The organism is Streptomyces sp. NPDC046985, assembly GCF_040644415.1.
In the GTDB taxonomy this organism is placed as follows: domain Bacteria; phylum Actinomycetota; class Actinomycetes; order Streptomycetales; family Streptomycetaceae; genus Streptomyces.
Genome location: NZ_JBEYWK010000013.1, coordinates 234,895 through 240,908 on the forward strand (window position 1 = coordinate 234,895; position 6,014 = coordinate 240,908).

At 72.5% G+C, this 6,014-nt stretch carries 5 protein-coding genes; 1 reads left to right on the forward strand and 4 read right to left on the reverse strand.

What is annotated here, in order from left to right:
* The first annotated feature begins 335 nt into the window (after positions 1-335).
* A complete protein-coding gene (locus ABZ861_RS19050; protein WP_361631479.1) occupies positions 336-2,567 on the forward strand; it encodes a bifunctional glycosyltransferase family 2 protein/CDP-glycerol:glycerophosphate glycerophosphotransferase in 2,232 nt (743 codons plus the stop codon).
* 92 nt (positions 2,568-2,659) lie between these two features.
* On the opposite strand, the gene obgE is transcribed toward ABZ861_RS19050, so the two are convergent.
* The 4 genes from obgE to ABZ861_RS19070 all read right to left on the reverse strand — a co-directional run bounded on the left by obgE (position 2,660) and on the right by ABZ861_RS19070 (position 5,892).
* Positions 2,660-4,096, reverse strand: coding sequence for a GTPase ObgE (gene obgE / locus ABZ861_RS19055; RefSeq protein ID WP_361631481.1), 1,437 nt, complete (start codon positions 4,094-4,096; stop codon positions 2,660-2,662).
* A 156-nt stretch (positions 4,097-4,252) separates the two neighbouring features.
* Positions 4,253-4,507 carry a 50S ribosomal protein L27 gene (gene rpmA / locus ABZ861_RS19060; RefSeq protein ID WP_361631483.1) on the reverse strand — a complete coding sequence of 85 codons (255 nt, stop codon included), beginning with the start codon at positions 4,505-4,507 and terminating at the stop codon, positions 4,253-4,255.
* Between the two features lie 14 nt (positions 4,508-4,521).
* Entirely contained in the window at positions 4,522-4,842 is a 321-nt protein-coding gene (gene rplU / locus ABZ861_RS19065; protein WP_361631485.1) for a 50S ribosomal protein L21, read from the reverse strand.
* Positions 4,843-5,088: 246 nt separating this feature from the next.
* The gene (locus ABZ861_RS19070) at positions 5,089-5,892 is read right to left on the reverse strand and encodes a hypothetical protein (RefSeq protein ID WP_361631487.1); all 804 of its coding nucleotides are present in this window, start codon (positions 5,890-5,892) and stop codon (positions 5,089-5,091) included.
* Between the last annotated feature and the right edge of the window lie 122 nt (positions 5,893-6,014).

Below are 6,014 nucleotides of genomic sequence, written 5' to 3' on the forward strand. Positions count from 1 at the left end.
CCCATCCGTGCCACTGCGAGCACCCTCGTGCATGCCCCGCGGAAAATCGAGTCCGACATCCCCCGCATATCGGAAATCACGGGGAAAACGCGAACAGCCCGCGCGCGGGACGTCGGTGAGGAACTTCTCCGGCCGGACGGCGAGAACCTCGCCGCCGCGGACCGCCTGCGACGCCGGAACGTCACAGGGCCTGTTCTGAACCCGCGAAGGCGTCCACACTGACTTCTAGTGAATCCTTTACGCTGAAGCGGCCAGCACGGTCCGGGTCCATCGGCGAGCGGAGCGCGCCGGCCAGCACACTCGCGCGTGATCGGCCCCCGGAACAGGTTGTAAGGATGCCCCGACTCTCTCTCGTCGTCCCTGTGTACAAGGTCCAGGGATACCTCGCCGAGTGCCTGGACTCGGTCCTCGGGCAGGACTACACGGACTTCGAGGTCGTCGCGGTCGACGACTGCTCGCCGGACGGCTCCGGCGCCATCCTCGATCAGTACGCCGCACGCGACCCCCGCGTTCATGTGATTCACCTCACGGAGAACGCCGGGCTGGGCGGTGCGCGCAACGCCGGCATGGAGCAGGCCCAGGGCGACTACCTCCTGTTCCTGGACAGCGACGACACGTTGGCCGACGGGGCGCTGCGGCTGATATCCGAGCGCCTGGAGACCACCGGCGACCCCGAGATACTCGTCTACGACTACGCCCGCACCTACTGGGACGGCCGGGTCCGGGCCAACCAGCGGGCGGACCTGCTGAAGGCCGGCGGCCCCGACGTCTTCTCCCTCGCCGAGCGGCCCCAGTTGCTGGACCTGCTCCAGATCGTCTGGAACAAGGCGTACCGCCGGGACTTCGTCGTCCGTCACGGCCTCTCCTTCCCGGCCGGGTACTACGAGGACGCCCCCTGGACGTTCTGCTCCCTGATCAGCGCCGAGCGCATCGCCGTGCTGGACCGGGTGTGCGTGCTCTACCGGCAGCGGCGCGCGGGCGGCAACATCCTCAAGACCGTCAGCCGCAAGCACTTCGACGTCTTCGACCAGTACCGCCGGGTCTTCCACCACCTCGACGCGCACCCCGGGCTCGACCCGTGGCGCGGACCGCTGTTCCGCAAGATGATCGACCACTACCTGACCGTCCTGGAGCGCCCCGGGCGGCTCCCGCTGGACGCGCGGGCGGAGTTCTTCCACCGCGCCGCCGCCGACTACCGCGCCCGCCTGCCCCGGGACTTCCAGCGGCCCGGCGGCGGCCGCGGCCACAAGTACGGGATGCTGGAGCGGGACGCGTACGGCACGATGGCCGGCGCCACCGCGGCGGTCAAGCTCCGCCAGACGGTGCGCACCGGCGCCCGCAGCGCCCTCAACCGGTCCAAGCGCGGCGCGATGGGCGTCTTCTACCAGTCGCAGCTCCGGCTGCCGCTGGTCGACGACCTGGTGCTGCTGTCCGCCTACTGGAGCCGCGGCGTCTCCTGCAACCCGGCGGCCATCGACGCCGAACTCGCCCGTCTCGCCCCGCATCTGCGCCGCGTGTGGGCGCTCCGGCCGGACGCGGTGGCGCGGGCGCCCAAGGGCGTGCAGACCGTCCGGGTGGGCTCCAAGGAGTACTGGACGGCGCTGGCCCGCGCCAAGTACCTCGTGAACAACGTGAACTTCGCCGACGCCGTGGTCAAGCGCGAAGGCCAGGTGCACCTCCAGACCCACCACGGCACGCCGCTGAAGACCATGGGCCTGGACCAGCGCAAGTACCCCGCCTCCACGGACATGGACTTCGACAAGCTCCTGGAGCGCTGCGACCGCTGGGACTACAGCGTCAGCGCCAACCGGTTCTCCACCGCCGTGTGGGAGCGGGTCTACCCCTGCTCGTACATATCCCTGGAGAGCGGCTACCCGCGCAACGACGTCCTGGTGAACGCCGGCGCCGCCGAGGTGCGCCGGGCCCGCGCCGCGCTCAAACTGGCCGACGGCGCCAAGGCGTTCCTCTACATGCCCACCCACCGCGAGTACCAGCCCGGGTTCACCCCCAGCCTGGACCTGGTCCGCCTGGCCGACGAACTCGGCCCGGACGCCACCCTTCTGGTGCGCGGCCACTACTTCTACGGCAGTTCGCCGCACGTGACGGAGCTGCGCCGCACCGGCCGGATCGTCGACGTGTCGGACCACGCCCGGGTGGAGGAGCTGTACCTCGCCGCGGACGCGCTGATCACGGACTACTCCTCGGCGATGTTCGACTACGCCGTCCTGGACCGGCCGATCATCGTCTTCGCCCCGGACTGGGACATCTACTCCGCCGTCCGCGGCACCTACTTCAACCTGCTCCAGGAGGCGCCGGGCGCGGTCGCCACCTCGCAGGCCGAGCTGATCGGGCTGCTCGGCTCGGGCGCGTACGACGACGCCGACGCGGCCGCGCGCCGGGACGCCTTCCGGCGCCGCTTCTGCGAGTTCGACGACGGGCGGGCGGCCGAGCGCGTGGTGCGCAGGGTCTTCCTCGGCGAGCAGACCCCGCTGCCGTTCACGCCGTTCGCCGAGCGGCCCCACGCGCCGACCCCCGCACAGGCGCTCGAACTCGTCGAGCAGGCCTGACCCCTGAGAGGCGTGTCGCGTACCTTGCGCGGCGCCCGTCCGCCCCGCCCGTCCGCCGAGCGGGCAGGCGGGCGGGACGGTGACGGCAACGCCTAGAAGGGCTCGAAGCCGTCGTACTCCTCGTCCGACTCGTCGCGTTCGGCCTCGCGGTCGCGGCGGCGCTGCGCGGCCGGGCGGGGCGCCTCAAGCCGGTGGTCCTCGCCGCGGCGGCCGAGCATCTCGGCGCCGGCCATCACCGAGGGCTCCCAGTCGAAGACGACCGCGTTGTCCTCGGGGCCGATGGCGACGCCGTCGCCGTGGCGGGCGCCCGCCTTCATCAGCTCCGCCTCGACGCCGAGGCGGTTGAGCCGGTCGGCCAGGTAGCCGACGGCCTCGTCGTTGTTGAAGTCGGTCTGGCGCACCCAGCGTTCGGGCTTCTCACCGCGGACGCGGTACAGGCCGTCCTCCTCGCGGGTGACCGTGAAACCGCTGTCGTCGACGGCCTTCGGCCGGATGACGATGCGCGTCGCCTCCTCCTGCGGGCGCGCGGCGCGGGCCTGCGCGACCAGGTCGGCGAGCGCGAACGACATCTCCTTGAGGCCGAGGTGGGCCACCGCGGACACCTCGAAGACGCGGTAGCCGCGCGCCTCCAGGTCGGGCCGGACCATCTCGGCGAGGTCCTTGCCGTCGGGCACGTCGGTCTTGTTCAGCACGACGAGGCGGGGGCGGTCGCCCAGGCCGCCGTACTGGCGCAGCTCCTCCTCGATGATGTCGAGGTCGGAGAGCGGGTCGCGGTCGGACTCCAGGGTCGCGGTGTCCAGCACGTGCACCAGCACGCTGCACCGCTCGACGTGCCGCAGGAACTCCAGGCCGAGCCCGCGCCCCTGGCTGGCGCCCGGGATCAGGCCGGGCACGTCCGCGATGGTGTAGACGGTCGAACCGGCCGTCACCACGCCCAGGTTGGGCACCAGGGTGGTGAACGGGTAGTCGGCGATCTTCGGCTTGGCCGCGCTCAGCACGGAGATCAGCGAGGACTTGCCGGCGCTCGGGTAGCCGACCAGCGCCACGTCGGCGACGGTCTTCAGCTCCAGCACGACGTCGCCGGCGTCGCCGGGCACGCCGAGCAGCGCGAAGCCGGGCGCCTTGCGCCGGGCCGAGGCGAGCGCCGCGTTGCCGAGGCCGCCCCGGCCGCCCTGCGAGGCGACGTAGGAGGTGCCGTGGCCGACCAGGTCGGCGAGCACGTTGCCCGCCTTGTCCAGCACGACCGTGCCGTCCGGCACCGGCAGGACCAGGTCGGACCCGTCCTTGCCGGAGCGGTTGCCGCCCTCGCCGGGCTTGCCGTTGGTGGCCTTGCGGTGCGGGGAGTGGTGGTAGTCGAGCAGCGTGGTGACGGACTGGTCGACGGTCAGGATGACGTCGCCGCCACGGCCGCCGTTGCCGCCGTCCGGGCCGCCCAGCGGCTTGAACTTCTCACGGTGAACGGAGGCGCAGCCGTGGCCTCCGTTACCCGCGGCGACGTGCAGTTCGACGCGGTCCACGAAGGTGGTCATGGTGCGGATCCTCCAGGGGGGATCCCCGGCCCGGAGGGCGGGGGAAAGCGGAATGTCTTCTGTACAACGCGCGAAAGGCGGACCCGCCTTCCCGAACCGGGAAGTGAGGTCCGCCTCGCGCTGCGTTCGTGCGGCCGAAACCGTGAATCAGGTGATTCAGGCGACCGGAACGACGTTCACGACCTTGCGGCCGCGGTGGGTGCCGAACTCCACCGCACCGCCCTGGAGCGCGAACAGCGTGTCGTCGCCGCCGCGGCCGACGCCGGCGCCGGGGTGGAAGTGGGTGCCGCGCTGGCGGACCAGGATCTCACCCGCGTTGACGACCTGACCGCCGAAGCGCTTCACGCCGAGCCGCTGGGCGTTGGAGTCGCGACCGTTCCGGGTGGACGATGCGCCCTTCTTGTGTGCCATGTCTCTTCAGTCCCTTACTTCGCAGCCGTGGGGATCGACGTGACCTTGATCGCCGTGTACTGCTGGCGGTGGCCCTGCCGACGGCGGTAGCCGGTCTTGTTCTTGTAGCGCAGAATGTCGATCTTCTGGCCCTTGTGGTGGTCCACGACCTCGGCCTGGACCTTGATGCCGGCCAGCACCCACGCGTCGCTGGTCACGGAGTCGCCGTCGACGACGAGCAGGGTCGAGAGCTCGACCGTGTCGCCAACCTTGGCGGTGGAAATCTTGTCAACCTCGACGACGTCGCCGACAGCAACCTTGTGCTGGCGACCGCCGCTGCGCACGATGGCGTACACGCGGATCTCACTCTCTCGCTCGGAAAACGGGACCCCCGCAGGCCAGCCGCCCCACGAAGGGCGACCTCTCCCGGCCACACCAGGGCCCGGGAGGAAGAGGTTTACGGGGATGTGGCGTGCTCAGTGGGCACGCCGACGGTCTAGATTACGGGCCCTGCCCGGCAGGGGTCAAACCGGGCTCCGGCGGCCGGACGGCGGGGGTCCCGCTCCTTGAGGAGCGGGACCCCCGCCGCGACGGCGCCGGGATCAGCCCTCGTCGGTCGAGGCCGAGACGGACGCCGCGGACTGCCGCGCCGCCGCCGTCTTCCTCGTCGCCGGCTTCTCGGCGGCCGCGGCGGTCTTGGCGGTCTTCTTCGCCGTCGCCGCCTTCTTGGCCGTCGTCTTCTTGGCGGCGGCCTTCTTCGCCGTGGTCTTCTCCGTCGTGGTCTTCTCCGCCGTCGTCGACGCGGCGGTCTTCTTGGCCGCCGTCGTCTTCTTGGCGGCGGCCTTCTTCGCCGTGGCCTTCTTCGCCGCGGTCCTCTTGGCCGCGGCCTTCTTGACCGGCGCCTCTTCGGCCGCCTCGCCCGCTTCCGCGGACCCGGCCGCCTCCGCGGCGGGCGCGGCTTCGGCGGCGGGCGCCTCGGCGGTGTCCGCCGGGGCCGCCGGGACGACCACGACGGCCGACTCCTCCGACGCGGTCGGCGCGGTCGCCTTGCGCACGGCGCGGCGGCGCGGCCGGGCCGGAGCGGCCTCGGCGGGCGCCTCGGCCGGGACCTCGGGACGCACCGGCTGCTCGGGCGCGGGGGCCTTCGCCTCCTCGGCCGGGACCGCCTCGGGCACCGTCACGACGGCCGCCTCGGCCCCCGCGGGGGAACCGGCCGGCGCCGAGACCTTGCGGGTCGCGCGGCGGCGCGTACGGCCCTGGGGCGCCGCGGGCGCCTCAGCGACCTCGGGCGCCTCAGCCGCCGGGGCGGCCGTGACGACCGGGTCCTCGGCGGCCAGGGGCTCGGCGTGCGCCTGCGCGGCCGGCTCCTGCACCACGGGGCGCTCGGCCTCCTGAGCGGCCGTCACGTCCTGGGCCGTCGGCCCGGCCGGCGCGGCGGCTCAGCCATGGCGCGACGCACCTGAACCGCAACGGTGTACCCCTCGTGGGTGAAGCGGGCGGCCCCGTCGAGGTCGAGGCGGAAGCCAGG

Excerpts from the sequence above, each read along its gene's own strand:
- ABZ861_RS19050 (WP_361631479.1), top strand. The coding sequence starts at position 336 with ATGCCCCGACTCTCTCTCGTCGTCCCTGTGTACAAGGTCCAGGGATAC.
- obgE (WP_361631481.1), bottom strand. The coding sequence starts at position 4,096 with ATGACCACCTTCGTGGACCGCGTCGAACTGCACGTCGCCGCGGGTAAC.
- rpmA (WP_361631483.1), bottom strand. The coding sequence starts at position 4,507 with ATGGCACACAAGAAGGGCGCATCGTCCACCCGGAACGGTCGCGACTCC.